Annotated in this window: 9 protein-coding genes; all 9 read left to right on the top strand. The window is 34.5% G+C overall.

What is annotated here, in order from left to right; genetic code table 11:
• Window positions 1–47 precede the first annotated feature (47 nt).
• The 9 genes from DYR29_RS07230 to DYR29_RS07190 all read left to right on the top strand — a co-directional run bounded on the left by DYR29_RS07230 (window position 48) and on the right by DYR29_RS07190 (window position 14,596).
• Window positions 48–458: a hypothetical protein gene (locus DYR29_RS07230; protein WP_213279915.1), complete on the top strand. Its 411-nt coding sequence runs from the start codon at window positions 48–50 to the stop codon at window positions 456–458.
• A 267-nt stretch (window positions 459–725) separates the two neighbouring features.
• Window positions 726–2,354, top strand: coding sequence for a T9SS type A sorting domain-containing protein (locus DYR29_RS07225; RefSeq protein WP_213279914.1), 1,629 nt, complete (start codon window positions 726–728; stop codon window positions 2,352–2,354).
• Between the two features lie 5 nt (window positions 2,355–2,359).
• Window positions 2,360–5,206, top strand: coding sequence for an RHS repeat protein (locus DYR29_RS07220; protein WP_213279913.1), 2,847 nt, complete (start codon window positions 2,360–2,362; stop codon window positions 5,204–5,206).
• A gap of 5 nt (window positions 5,207–5,211) precedes the next feature.
• Entirely contained in the window at window positions 5,212–8,637 is a 3,426-nt protein-coding gene (locus DYR29_RS07215; protein WP_213279912.1) for a DUF6443 domain-containing protein, read from the top strand.
• Window positions 8,634–9,029, top strand: a complete 396-nt coding sequence (locus tag DYR29_RS07210; protein WP_213279911.1) for a hypothetical protein — start codon at window positions 8,634–8,636, stop codon at window positions 9,027–9,029. Before DYR29_RS07215 ends, DYR29_RS07210 begins: the two co-directional genes overlap by 4 nt.
• A gap of 260 nt (window positions 9,030–9,289) precedes the next feature.
• Window positions 9,290–9,430 carry a bacteriocin-like protein gene (locus tag DYR29_RS07205; protein WP_156120973.1) on the top strand — a complete coding sequence of 47 codons (141 nt, stop codon included), beginning with the start codon at window positions 9,290–9,292 and terminating at the stop codon, window positions 9,428–9,430.
• A 1,270-nt stretch (window positions 9,431–10,700) separates the two neighbouring features.
• Window positions 10,701–12,128, top strand: a complete 1,428-nt coding sequence (purB, locus tag DYR29_RS07200) for an adenylosuccinate lyase (protein WP_213279910.1) — start codon at window positions 10,701–10,703, stop codon at window positions 12,126–12,128.
• A 51-nt stretch (window positions 12,129–12,179) separates the two neighbouring features.
• Complete coding sequence (locus DYR29_RS07195) at window positions 12,180–13,151, top strand: WG repeat-containing protein (RefSeq protein WP_249413643.1); 972 nt, start codon at window positions 12,180–12,182, stop codon at window positions 13,149–13,151.
• Window positions 13,152–13,168: 17 nt separating this feature from the next.
• Window positions 13,169–14,596: a serine hydrolase gene (locus DYR29_RS07190; protein WP_213279908.1), complete on the top strand. Its 1,428-nt coding sequence runs from the start codon at window positions 13,169–13,171 to the stop codon at window positions 14,594–14,596.
• Window positions 14,597–14,612: the final 16 nt, after the last annotated feature.

Below are 14,612 nucleotides of genomic sequence, written 5' to 3'. Positions count from 1 at the left end.
CTGTTCAGGGATATAGTTATACTAACCAGAAAACAAAAATTTAACATATGAAAAAAACAATTTTACTCAGCACAATGTTCCTTGGATCCTTACTATTTGCACAAAAACAAGCTCCTGTTCTGGGAGGTGATAGAGATGTTCACGGCTGTATTGGTTCTGCAGGATATACGTATTCACAGTTAAAAAATAGTTGCATACAAACTTTCAACCAGAAAATAAAGCTAAAAGAAGTAAACACAGATAAAAGCTACACTTCAATGACGGCAATAATTTTCACGAAAGACATGAAAAAAGCTGAAGTTTTTATTCCGGATGGAGCTGCAAAAAGTATTATCCTGAATAAAGAGGGAAAAGAGAAAATCTGGAAAAGCGGATCTCATATTAAAGACAGTTATGTTTTAACTCCTTATAAAAAAAGCTACAAGATCAAGAAGAATGATGAAGTAATTTATCAGTAAGATTAGATAAAAAAATAGAAAGCCACTCGAAAGAGTGGCTTTTTGTATTAAAATGAATTGACAAATTGTATACGACAAGTTTTGTCGTTGTTGATAGATATTTTTACATCATAATAGAATGGAAATAGATATAAATAGATAGAATTTGATTATAAATAGTATGATTTACAGCATACCACATTAAAATAATTTTCATGTCTTAAAAAGTGTTAAATTCGCGAAGTTTTAAGAAACTAATTACTAACTCAAAAAAACAACAACACGGGAATGAAAAAAATCTATCTCGGAGCGCTAACTCTATGCGCTATTCTGGGCATATCTGCTCAGGAAGTAGTATGGCAGAAAGACATTAAATCCTCTACCCAGGATTTTCTTAGCCAGGTTACTACAACAATCGATCAGCAGTATCTTATAACGGGAAGCTCTATCCAAAGCGATAAGCAGCAAGCCTCAGGCAGCAAGCAAAATAATGGTTACGATTTTCATCTGGTAAAATTGAACCAGCAGGGAGAAGAAGCATGGGAAAAATATTTCTCGGGATCCAATCATGATTATTTATCAGCTACAGTCACAACACAGGATGGCGGATTTCTTTTAGCCGGAACTTCTTATTCAGGAAAAGGTTTGGATAAAAAAGAGGATTCTAAAGGAGGATCGGATATCTGGCTTATCAGAATTAATGAATTTGGCGATGAATTGTGGCAAAAGACGTTAGGAAGTTCTTCAGATGAAGAAGCAAGAGCTGTAATTCAAACTACAGACTTAGGATTCTTTGTTGCAGGAAATGTACAGGGTTCTTCAAAAGGTTACGGCTCCAAGGATGTTTTAATCACAAAACTGGACAAAAACGGAAAGGAACTCTCACAGTTAATTTTAGGCGGAAAAGGCTTAGACGAAGTGGAGAAGATAATTCCAACGAGAGATGGCGGAGCATTATTGGGAATTTATTCCAGGAGTTCCGAGGTTCGTGTTTCGGGATCTGAAAAGGGTTCCGAGATGCGAGATTCGGGTTCTGTGTCAAACGTTCAAAACTCGAATCCCGTATCCCGAAACTCGAAACAAACTGAAAACTTTGGTGAGGGCGATTACTGGATTGTCAAGTTAGACAAAAACGGAAAATTAGAATGGGAAAAGAACTTCGGAGGGAAAGGTGATGATCACATCAGAACGCTAGCTTTAACTTCAAATGGCTTTGTTATCGGTGGAGAATCAAGATCCGAAAGATCAGGCAATAAAAGGGTAGATCTGGAAGAAGGAACGGATCTTTGGCTGATTTCTTTAAATGAAAGAGGAGAGGAGCAGTGGCAGAAATCTTACAACTTCAAAAATAGGGATATTTTGATGGGAATAAGCGTAATTCATTCTGTAGATGATAAATCTTCCAAAGGAATTTTATTGGGAGGCTATACTCAGGCTGAAGGAAGAGTAGAAACTGATGATGAAACCTTCTGGATACTGTATTTAGATCAGAATGGCAATGAGCAGTGGAGAAAACATGTCAAAGGAGAATCCAGAAAAAAGGAAGAAAGACTTTCTGATTTAAAACTTAATAGAGATGGTTCTATTGTTCTGGCAGGAACCAGTGCAGAAGAATTGGGTAAAGAAAACTGGAAGATTATAAAGCTGGGAGACAAACAGGTTGATCAGTTAATTGAAAAATATGACATCAAAATTTATCCAAATCCTGTCTCAGATTATGCTTATGTAGAAATCGGTTTTGATTTTAAAGATGCTGATATTCTTTTGTATGATATGTCTGGAAGACAACTTCAGAGTATAAAAACAAAGAATAAAGTGACTAAGATTAATACCCAAGCTTTGGTGCAAGGAGCTTATTTGATGACGGTAAAAACTGATAACAATAAAACGGCGAATGCAAAACTGATTAAGAAATAATTGAAATGAAAAAAGATATACTAAAAAAATTCATAGTTTTAGGTTTGCTATTCATCAGCTTAATGTACTATGGACAAGCTTCAAATTCAGCTCCTAATACAGGTGTAACACGACCGGTTCCTACTATTTCTTCCCTTGCAACCTATAATAATGTCCCAGTTTCGATACAAACAGGAATACCTGATATATCCTACAACTTATTCAGTGTTCCTTCAAACAGTAAAAGCTTTGGTATTGATATGGGAATCAGCTACCATCCGGTAAATGCAACTGATGAGTGGATTGGTGATTTAGGACGAGGTTGGTCTTTATTTGGCCAGGGAGTAATTTCCAGAGAAATAATAGGTGAGTTTGATGAGCACTTTACACTTGGGGATAGTTATTTAAAGAATTATTTTGATGATGTTTATAATTATACTATTCCTGGAGAATCAGGAAAATTCAGGTTTATAAGAGATACTTCGAACAATACATTTAAATTAGTAAAACTTACCTCAACCTCTTCAACAATTAATTATCAGCGATCAGTAAGTAATACCTCTACTCTGGTTGTAGATTCTTTTACCATTATCACAGACAAAGGTATAAAGTATAAATTCGAAATTTACGGACTTTCTAGAGCAAGAGTAATGGTACATCAATATCCTAATGGAGGAATATTGTATGGTAATCAAAATTATCGCAGTGCATTCTTTCTGACGTCTGTTGAGGATGAAAGCGGAAATATTCTGGCTGCTTATAATTACTTAAAGGATGTTACCCATCCTATTGGAGAACCTGATGTAGTTGAATCTGAAGAATATAAACTTACAGATATTGAAGTGAAAAGTCAAGGACTCATTAAACTTGAATATGATAAGATAAATGAAACAGATTTGGGAAATATAAAAGCAGATAAATTCAGGTTAAAAAGCGCTTCATTAAAAACAGTTACGGATCAATTTATTTCTAAATATACTTTTCAGACAGGCCTTGAGTCTTTTGCTAAAGTTGATGTCAATAATAACGAAATAGAAAAAACGAAATTTAAATACGGAGGTATTACTTTTATTCAGGAGCCTAATACAGATCCGAATCCTGAACTTGTTATTCCAACAACTTTAGGAGAAGTTCAGTTACCTTCTGGTGGAACAATTAAATATGCATATGATTTTATTCCTTTTAATTATATAGAAGAACCTAAAATAATTGTACCGGAAGAAAATTTAGGAAATGTTTCATTCACAACAATTAATAGTATTGCCAAAAAAAAATTTTTTACTGTACCAGTCAACAATGGTGGCACTCCATTTCCTAATAAACCTTATTATGTTGCGATCGATATTAATGCGGGGCAACTTGCCAATAATTATTGGTCTCTGGCATTTTATAAAAAAGTAGGTAGTTCTTATCAACCTGTACCGATATCATTAGGACCTGCTGTAGAACCTGATCCGGACTACCCTACCAGACAGCTTTTTCCTTTTTATAATACAGATGCCGGGGATTATTATGTTTCTTTGTTGAGTGCAGAACCAGGTATTACCATACCTTTTGGTGAAGTTTATTTTGAAGCAAAACATCTGGGAGAGCCAGTTGAAACGATTGTTCGTAAGCCTTCTTCAACCGGACAAGCGAGAATAGCAACCATAAAATATTATAATGAAGTATCATCTTCTATCCAAACAGGAACTATTCCTGCAAAAGTAGAGGAATATAATTATAATAAGTTTGATAATCCCACAGAATCTAGTGGTCTCTATGTAGCAGGAGGTAACGCTGAGGATGGTTTAACAGCCCTTAACCCTGTCATATTATATCAAAATGTAAAAATCTCAGGAGGAACTGATGGTTATACAAAATATTATTTCAAAACACCTTACGATTACACCCTTACGCAACTTAATTCTCTCCCTTTTTGGCCTAATTTCAGTATTATGCGTAGTGGGCTGCTTACTAAAAAAGAAATTTATAATGCTTTAAATGGAAAAGTATCAGACGAAGCGTTTGATTATACTTTTATGGAATATGATGCTCCTGAATATTTACCCGTTCCCAGTGGTGTAGTAGGAAATTTCTATATAAAAACAGTTTGGATAAAAGACCATACTTCGATATCACGTAATTATTTTAATTCAGGTATTACTGAAACAAAGAAAGCGGTCTTTAATAACACGAATAATTACAGACCTAACTTAGAAAAAGTGACTTCATTTGATGGAAATATCCAAGAAGTAAAATATAAATATGCATTAGATAAAAATAACCAAAAATTAATTACAGCCAATATGATTGGTATCCCTTTAGAAACCGAAACAACACAAACTATTGGAACTGTCACAAAAATACTTTCAAAAACCGAAACAAAATACGATAACCCATTAAACTTACTCCCAAGTTCTGTCCTATCTACAGATCTACAAAATGTTACTTCTACAGAAGTTACTTATGACCAATATGATTTAAAAGGAAACTTACAGCAGTATACCACGAAAGATGGTATTTCTACCGTAATTATCTGGGGGTATAATCAGACTCAGCCGATTGCTAAGATAGAAGGAGCTAAATTAACAGATATCCAGCAGTCCTTAATTGATTCTATTGTTAATGCCTCCGATACAGATGCTCTAGCAGCTTCTGGTAATGATGAGACTGCGTTTTTATCAGCATTGAGTTCATTCAGAGCTAATACTTCATTATCCGGTTATCAGATCACTACTTATACCTATGATCCTTTAGTAGGAGTAAGAAGCATCACTTCACCATCCGGAATTAGAGAAAGCTATGTTTATGATTCGGCTAACAGGCTTGAAAAAGTGATTGATGTGAATGGCAAAGTGTTGAAGGAGATGAAATACAATTATAAAAACTAAAACTGATGAAAAAACTTATAATACCAATAGGAGCCTTGCTCTTATCTAATATAGCCTATGCCCAGCTTTCCACGATTTCAAGCAATGAAAATTATATTCAGACCAAAACATATTTAGATTATAATGGAACAGCTGCTACCAAATCCTTAGAAACGGTACAGTATTTTGACGGATTGGGAAGACCTAAGCAAATTATCAACTTACAAGCTTCACCTTTGGGAAAAGATGTTGTGACCCATATTGAATATGACCCTTTCGGAAGACAGGTTAAGGACTATCTTCCTGTTCCCCAACTTTCCACAAGTAACGGGAACTATTATTCAGGGCCTTTGGGTGTTTATCCTAACACCTATGGCAATGAAAAGATCTATTCAGAAAAGGTTTTGGAAAACTCACCTTTAGACAGAATTCTGGAGCAGAAACAAGTGGGAAATGCCTGGGATAACAAGCCTATAAAATTTGGGTATGATGCCAATTCAGATGGCGAGGTTAAAAAATATACAGCCACTTTTACCTATACCACTTTTACTTCCCAACTCATCCCATCCGGTTCCTATGCAGTAGGACAGCTGTATAAAAATACAGTCACCGATGAAGACGGCAACTCAACCATTGAGTTTAAAAACGGCCAGGGGCAGGTGGTATTGGTCAGAAAAGTAATCAGTGCTTCAGAAAGTGCAGATACCTATTATGTTTACAATGATTATAACCAGCTGGCTTTTGTGATTCCTCCCAAAGCTTCCGTAGAAGCAGATCCCAATACCGTACTTAGTGATTTATGTTACCAGTATAAATATGACGGAAGGAACCGTCTGGTAGAAAAGAAACTTCCCGGAAAAGGCTGGGAATATATGGTGTATGACAAACAGGACAGGCTGATCATGACCCAGGATGCTGTCATGGGAGCATTAAAACAGTGGCTTTTTACCAAGTATGACCAATTCGGAAGAACAGCATATACAGGCCTATATACCAGTACCCAGGTGTATGGTACAGCAGGAAGAGCTGCAGAGCAAATATCAGCAGATGCTAAGGGGAGTAATAATGTAACCAGGTCCTCTACCGTAGGATTTACCAACAGCGGGGTAGGAGTATATTATGATAATGGTTCAGCCAGTTATCCTGGTTCTGTCACTACGCTGTTAACGGTTAATTATTATGATACTTATCCGACAGGCTCCCCTGCGGTAACCAATGTCTTTGCCCAACCTCTTCTTACAGATAATCCTGCTAATGCACAAACCACTAAAGGATTTCTTACAGCTTCTTATGTAAAGAATATAGAAGATGACAATTGGACAAGAAATTTTATCTGGTATGATACCAAGGGAAGAAATATCGGATCAAGAAGTCGTAATTATCTTGGAGGCTATACTGTAATTAATAATAAGCTTGACTTTGCCGGGGTTATCCTTCAGACTAATACTTATCATAGAAGGTTTGGTACAGATCCTGAAAAAATCATTGTAGAAAAGTTTACCTATGATTCCCAGAACAGGCTTCTGACTCATACCCATCAGATCGACAGCAATCCTGTTGAATACCTGTCTCAGAATAAATACAATGAACTTTCCCAGCTGGAATCTAAAAAAGTAGGAGGAATAGCTGCGGTCTCTCCATTACAGACCATTGCTTACCAATATAATATCCGGGGCTGGATGACAAAAATTAACGATCCTGCCAATTTGCAGAATAAACTTTTTGCGTACGAACTGCGTTATAATAAGCCCAACAACCAGTTTTCAGGTTCAGCAAGATATAATGGAAACATTTCCCAAATGTCATGGATTACCCAAAATGACGCGGTGCTGAGAAATTATTCTTATGAATATGATGCTCTTAACCGTCTTAAGGAAGGACGTTTCTGGGATGCTATGAATTTGGAAAGAGGAGAATATCATGAGCAGCTGACTTACGATCTTAACGGAAACATAAAAACGCTTTTAAGAAGAGGAAGACAACTCCCGGGATATACCGCACCCGAAGTAATGGACAATCTTGAATACCATTATGAAAATGGGGAACAAAGTAATAAATTATCTTACCTTAAAGAAATCGGAACCGGAAATGCCATCAGTGGATATCCATTAGCATCAGGAAGTACAGGAAGCACCATTACTTATGATCTCAACGGAAATATGACCACTCAATTGGATAAAGGAATTTCCTCCATCCAATATAATTATCTAAATTTACCGGGTAAGATTACCCAAAACTCCAAAGCAACTGATTATATTTACAGAGCAGACGGAGTGAAGGTAAGAAAGGTTTTCGGAACAGAAACCACTGATTATCTGGATGGCTTCCAGTATATGAATTCAGTATTAAAGTTCTTCCCGACAGCAGAAGGATATTTTAATGTTGAAACCGGAAAGTATGTGTATAATTATACGGACCATCTGGGAAATACAAGATTAAGTTATGCTAAGAATGGAGCAGGATTAGAGATTATTGAAGAGAGTAATTATTACCCGTTAGGATTGAAACATGAAGGATATAATGTATTGACAGGAAATCCCTCGTATCAATATAAGTACAATGGCAAGGAATTGCAGGAGACAGGCATGTATGATTATGGAGCAAGGTTCTATATGGCAGACATTGGACGTTGGGGCGTTGTAGATCCGTTGGCGGAGAACTCTCGTCGATGGTCTCCATATACTTACGCTTATAATAATCCTATAAGATTTGTTGATCCGGATGGAAGACAGAGTGAGGAAGTTATTAGAAACCAAGCTTCAATTCAACAAGACAGTGAAATTTCAAAAGAAGTTAGAAGAAACTTTACTCCTCCTAATGAATACGAAGTTGATTTAAAAACAGGTAAAACTAGACAGATTAGCGATTTAGGAGGAGATGAAATAGACTTTTATCATTATGTAGGGGGTGGTGCTAAATTTAATAGAAGAACTAGAATAGTTGATAGAGCAACTGGCGATGACCAATGGATGAATTCATCAAAAAATTTAAAAGGTTATACACGAAGAATGAATACTACTAATTGGGCAAATTTATTTGATGAGTTTCTTAGTGGTGGGGGACCTGAAAACAGTCTACTTGTTGGAAAAGAAAATGCAGCAGTAAAAGAACTTATGGAAACAGATATGTATGAAACTGCTGTAGATTATTTTAAGGGAACATCTATGAACGAAAAAACTTCTTTTTCAGGAATGTTTGGACTTCTGGGTGTAGGTCTAGAAAACACTAATATGCAAGGACAATTTATGGGTAAAACTAATTTTAGCTTTTATCCTGTTGGAAATAAAGTTGTTATAATGGCTTTTGATTCTAAATCTGTATCATCTTATTCTCTTAATCCATTTAATAAAGATGAGTCAAGAAATATTCCTAGAACAAATGGTGTAGGTGTTCCGCAAAGCACGACTAAACAAACGTATTTATTATGGGTTGAGAAAAATGAGATGAAATGAAAAAAATAGCAGTATTTTCTATATTCAGCTTAATAATTATGATGAGCTGTACTATAAACAAAAAAAAAATATTAGGGAGCTATTCTTTTAAAGGAGAATATGTAATTGATACGCTAATCATTAAAAATCATATTTTTATACATAAGATTTATGATAAAAATTTGCAACTAAAATACGAAGAGGAAGGTCAGTGGACTTTAGAAAACAATAGAATTACACTATTGAAATTTTATAATAATGAGGATAATGAATTAGAAGAGCCATTATCAAATGAGGATGCTAAAAAGTTTTTGATGATTACTTCTTTTCCTGTCTATGAACAAAAAGATGATATTATTATGGAAGTAAATGCTGATGAAAATATTTTTTACAAGAAAATTTTCAAAAAATAACATCCCCCGCTGGCACGAGCGTCTCGCTCGTGCCTACAAATAAATTAAAACCTCTGCAACAGCGGAGGTTTTGATTTATTTTGTCTTAAGTCTATTGATGTATATAATGATCATCAAAAGTTAATAAACAATTGTCTTTGTAAATTATATAAAATGAACAGGTTATGTTTTTGTATGCAAAAAATCTGTATATTGGATCTACCAAATTAAAGCGTAATCCGAAAAGCATATAGAGTAGGAGAAAAATCAAAAACGTTACTATGAAAAATCTAAGAAAACTTTCAAAAAGAGAATTAAAAACAGTTCAGGGAGGTATTCCAATGTGTCTTGCAGGATACTTCTGGTGCTCATTTGAAAAAAAATGTATCCCTGTAGGATCACCTTGCGGACTTATCGATTAATTTAATTCATGAAAATAATGTAAACAGGCTGTCTTAGAAATGGGATAGCCTATTTTATGTCTTCTTCATTAATCTACTTGAACTACTTTTGTATACTTTTGTTTTAAGGCAGAACTATAAGTGAAAAAATGTTATTTTGTAGTCCTAATTATAGAACTTTTGTGCGATCAAGAATAAATTATATACTAGCTGTTAGTATCATTATTTTAAATATACTGACACTGTTAACCAATATATACATTATTAAAAAAGGATTTTCTCCGTTTCAAGGAGGATTAAATTTTTCTATCCTGCTAATGATTTCAAATATTTTTATCATTCCCGCAGTTGCAACATTTTTTTTTAACTTAAGTGACAAATTCATAATGTTATTATTGAATATATTGGGAATAGGTATAACTGTTTTAGGAACTTTTCTGGCTTTTATAATGATAACAATTCAATGCTAGAGTTGGAATAAGGTTGAATATGATATGCAGTTTATCAATCGACTTAGGAATCAGTAGCGTTAAGAAAATTTGAATGTAATCCGTTAAAAAATTTCCACTGTCTGAGCATGCGACTTATTCAGAACCGAAGCAGAATCAAATGATCCATGGGAGTTTGGAAATTTTAGGAGTAGATTTAAATTTTTAGCGGATGATTCCAGTCTTGAATTTTTGTATACTTTTGTTTCAAGACAAAAGTATAAATGAAAATTATATTAAATATTTTACAAATTATTTGTTTTACTTCTTTTTTAATCTGTGTCTTTTATTTATTAATGGTATTAGCCAGCAGTCATAACATTTCTCTTCACATATACTTTAAGATCATAATTGCAATTTTAATTTCTATGGTTTTATATTTTTGTCTGAGATATATTAAAAAGAAAAGATTCAGCAACTAATTATTCTTTTTCATTAAAGTTTAACGTATTATTTTATAGTATTAAAAAGTAGTATGTTACTTATTAATGTCTGACTTAGGAATCAGTAGCGTTAAGAAATTTTGAATGTAATCCGTTAAAAAATTTCTACTGTCTGAGCATGGGACTTATTCAGAACCGAAGCAGAACCAGATGATCCATGCGAGTTTGGAAATCTTAGGAGTACATTTAAATTTTTAGTGGATGATTCCCGTCTTGAACTTTTGTATACTTTTGCTTCAAGGTAAAAGTATAAATGAAATCTTTATCTGATTCGCAATAGGGTTGAAAAATCATAAAAGCAGGATTTTTATCTCTCACCGAAAAACCGTATTTTTGTACATCTAAAAAGTAAAAGAACGAATGAATTCCTACAAAAATCCATTGGAAGAGCGCTACTCCAGTGAAGAAATGTTATTTAACTTCTCACATAATAACAAATTCCAGAATTGGAGAAAGCTTTGGATAGCTCTTGCTGAAATCGAAAAAGACCTTGGACTTGAAATTACAGACGAGCAGATTGCTGAGTTAAAAGCTAATGCTGAAAACATCGATTATGAGAAAGCAGCAGAGTATGAGAAAAAATTCCGTCATGATGTAATGGCTCATGTTCACGCTTACGGTGATGTGGCGCCTTCAGCAAAAGGAATTATTCACCTGGGAGCTACTTCGGCTTTTGTAGGAGACAATACAGACTTAATTCAGATTCGTGACGGACTTTTAATCTTAAAGAAAAAGTTGGTTAACGTAATGAAAAACTTAGCAGATTTTGCTATTCAGTATAAAGACCTTCCGACTTTAGGATTCACACACTTCCAGCCAGCTCAGTTGACAACAGTTGGAAAAAGAGCTACACTTTGGTTACAGAGTTTGGTTCTTGACATCGAAGAATTGGATTTCTTCCTTGAAACACTTCGTTTCAGAGGAGTAAAAGGAACTACAGGAACGGCTGCAAGTTTCCTTGAACTTTTCAACGGAGATTATTCTAAAGTAAAACACTTAGATAAAGAACTTTCAAAAAAATTCGGTTTCGATAAAGTTTTCGGAGTTTCCGGACAGACTTACGACAGAAAAATTGACGCGAAAGTAGTTGCTTTATTAGGAAATATCGCACAATCAGCACACAAATTCACAAACGATTTACGTTTACTTCAAAACCTTAAGGAAATTGAAGAACCATTCGAGAAAAACCAGATCGGTTCATCTGCAATGGCTTACAAACGTAACCCGATGAGAAGCGAAAGAATCGGAGCATTGGCAAAATATGTAATGTCTCTGACAACAAGTTCTGCAATGGTAGCTTCTACACAATGGTTTGAAAGAACATTGGACGACTCTGCGAACAAGAGATTAACCATTCCTCAGGCATTCTTAGCTGTTGATGCTATTCTATTGATCTGGAACAACATTCTAAACGGAATCGTTGTATATCCAAACAGAATCAACAAACATATTATGGAAGAACTTCCTTTCATGGCGACAGAATACATTATCATGGAAGAAGTAAAAGCTGGTGGTGACCGTCAGGAAATCCACGAAGTGATCAGAGTTCATTCTATGGAAGCTTCCAAGAAAGTGAAAGAAGAAGGAAAAGAAAATGACCTTATTGAGAGAATCTTAAACGATGATTCTTTAAAACTGGATAAATCAAAACTGAAAGAAGTTTTAGATCCTAAAAACTTTATTGGTTTCGCACCGATTCAGACGGAGGAATTCATCAAAAATGAAGTACAGCCGATTATAGATCAAAATAAAGACTTAATAGGATTGGAAGCTGATCTTAAAGTATAAAACAATATGCAGTCTTTTCGGCTGCATATTTTATTTCCAACCCCGATCAATATGAAAAAACTACTGGTAACCATTTTATTGACACCCATCATTTCTTTTTCTCAGAGTAAAGAGGATTTACATTATTTCAAATCCAAAGATTCTTTAGTAGGAGTAAAAGATAAGGCCGGAAAAATAATTGTTCCGGCACAGTTCAAAGTCTTTTCATTTCTTAAAGATGGAGATCCTGTAGAAGGAGAAACCATTCTTTTTGACGGAAGTAAAGAAGGTGAAAAACCGGAGAAAAATTCATGGGGTTATGTGTATGATAGAAATGGGAAATTCCTGTATCAGCCTTTCCTTTTTGACAATGGAGCAGATTATTTCTCTGAAGGACTGAGAAGATTGGTTAAAAATGGTAAAGTAGGATTTGCAGACCGTAACGGTAAGATCGTTATTGAAGCTGAGCATGATTTTGTATCACCCTTTAATTACGGATACGCTGCATTTTGTGACGGCTGTGATTGGGAAAAAACAAATGACGAGCACAGATCCATTGTAGGTGGAAAATGGGGAATGATGAATGTTAAAGGACAAGTCGTTCAGCCATTAGCAAAACAAACAGATCAGGATGTTGAAATAGATGGGAAATATTATCCGAATCCATTTCAATACAATGAAAAAGAAAAAAGTATTCTTCAGTTCTTTCAAAAGCAGAAGAAAAAGCTTTCAGATCTTTATTATGTAAACTTTTACAATAAACTGTCTGAAAATGAAAAGAATCTGTTTTTTGAAATCATAGAAAGGCCAAAAGAAAATTTTCCCTATTATCAGGTGAATACTTATAATGATAGGAAAAAAGATTTAGATATGCTTTACCGCTTCAAGTTTCTGGTTTCAGAAGATGGCAAAACATTTTATGCCATTGAGGACTTTAATGAAAAGAAAGTTCCTTTCGAAAACTGGTTGAAAGAAGAAATAAAAAATGCAGAGGATTTTCAGAAAGAACATAAGGATAATCCTAACAAATTCATAAACAAATAGCATAATTTACTCAGCAGATGAAAAAACATATACTAGTATTCATTTTGGCTTTGGGATTTGTGAAAAATTATGCGCAAACAGATAAAGCAGTTTACTCAGTCATAGATGCAGCTGCTCAGAAAGTTGCAGAAGAATCAAAAGCATATTCTGTTTCTGTAGGGATTATAAAAGATGGAAAAATCTATACCAGACACTTTGGGGAAATAGACAAAGGAAAAGGAAATAAAGCAGATGATAATACATATTTTGCTATAGCTTCCATTACCAAGCTTTTTACAGGCCAGTTATTGGCGCAGGCAGTTATGGAAGGGAAAATAAGCCTTGATGATGATGTACGTAAATATCTGAAAGAACCTTATCCAAACTTAGAATATAATGGTGTTCCCATAAAAGTTAGGAATTTAATTTCTTATGAAACCGCTTTACCCAGAAATCTTCCTATTGATGATGAGCTGAGAAAAAACATGACAGATGAAACAGCTTTTCTATACGAGAAGCTTAATGATGGATATACAAAAGAAGACTTTAAAAAAGATCTGGGAACGGTTAAATTAAACATGGAGCCAGGTAAAGAATATAAATACAGTAATTTAAGCCTTGAATTAACTGGTCTCATGTTGGAAAATATTTACGGAAAGAGCTATGAAACCATTTTAAAAGAAAATATTTTTTCAAAAACCGGGATGAACCATACCAAACTGGAACTTGGCAAAAATGAAGCTCAGGCCAATGGATATCATGAAAATTATCGTCTGATGCCCGTTTCACATAGCCTTCTGTGGGGATCAGGTGGCTCGAAAACTGAATCTACGATGGGAGATATGATGAAGTTTTTAAAAGAAGAGCTCGATTCACAAAACAAAATCGTACAGGAATCTCAAAGAAATATTGAAAATAGCAAAGAAGCCTGGTATGGATATTTTTGGGACAGATATTGGATAACAGAACATGGTAAAAGAGGTTTTAAGCACGGTGGATCTTATGGGATAAATAGCCTGTTTACAGTGTTTCCTGAATTAAATATTGGAGTCTGCATCATTGTAAACATCAATGGACCTGAAACATTTTCCTCGCTTTATAATGGTACGACAAGCTTAGTAGCTGATCTTGTTTCCACTTCAGATAAAAAACAGATGTATGGATATTCCATAAAGAAAGATAAAATCGTTTTTTCTTACATACATCCGAAAAATATGAATGGAAACCTTATCAATAACATCAATGTAGCAGGAAGTTTCAATAACTGGGATGCTGAAAATAAAGAATATCAAATGATAAAAAGGGATAAAAACCTCTATGAATTGGAGATTCCTGTCTCTCGATTTGAAAAAGGAAAGCCCTATTCTTTTAAATTTGTATTGAATAAAGAAGAATGGATTGGAGCTTCAAAAAACGCATCTAATAATGATGGTACCAAAGATAATAATCTGACATTGGTATTATAAGAAAAAGATAGAAGAA

The organism is Chryseobacterium indologenes (assembly GCF_018362995.1).
In the GTDB taxonomy this organism is placed as follows: domain Bacteria; phylum Bacteroidota; class Bacteroidia; order Flavobacteriales; family Weeksellaceae; genus Chryseobacterium; species Chryseobacterium indologenes_G.
Note: the sequence above shows the minus strand (reverse complement) of the source record. Positions and strands in the feature narration are given on the sequence as shown.